The sequence below is a fragment of the Pseudomonas sp. A39 genome, assembly GCF_058145955.1.
Genome location: NZ_JBYVMD010000138.1, coordinates 1 through 503, shown reverse-complemented (window position 1 = coordinate 503; position 503 = coordinate 1). Strand labels below are relative to the sequence as shown.

General features: G+C 62.0%; 1 protein-coding gene. It reads right to left on the bottom strand.

Going from position 1 to position 503, the window contains the following annotated elements:
* Positions 1–503, bottom strand: a 503-nt coding sequence (locus tag AC3ZU9_RS31565; RefSeq protein ID WP_490091808.1) for a ShlB/FhaC/HecB family hemolysin secretion/activation protein, incomplete at both ends; no start/stop codon positions are given.

The following is a 503-nucleotide window of genomic DNA, read 5'->3' as shown; positions in this document are numbered from 1 at the left end:
TGGGCTTCGCTGAGGCGGTTGCTGCTCAGGGCGAGTTTGCTGTCTTCGATGAAGTTGTTGGTGCGCAGGTAGGCCACACCGGTGCTCAGGGAGGTTTTGCTCAGGGCGTCGCGGTGGATGACCCGCTCCAGGCGCAGTTGGTGGTTTTGGCTGTCGCCCGATTGCTTGAAGTTAAAGCCGCTGGCCTGGGCCAGTGAGCGGTAGTCGCTCTCGCTGTAGGTGTAATTGAGGTTCCACCAGCCGAATGGCAGGTTGTAATTGAGCATCGAGTTGCGCGAGGTCTTCTGGTGGTCGCTGATCGCATCGTGGCCGCCTCGTAGCGACAATTGGTCCGCCAGGCCCAGCGGGTTGTCCCAATCCAGGCTGGCGCCCCACTGCTGTTCGCCCGTGCTGCGCTGGCCGCCGTTGTGACGGGAAAGGCCGACACGCCAGGGTTTTTGCGGGGTGTTCTTGACCAGCACTTCGCTGCCGCCGACTGCTTTGCCCGGTGCCAATTCCATCTG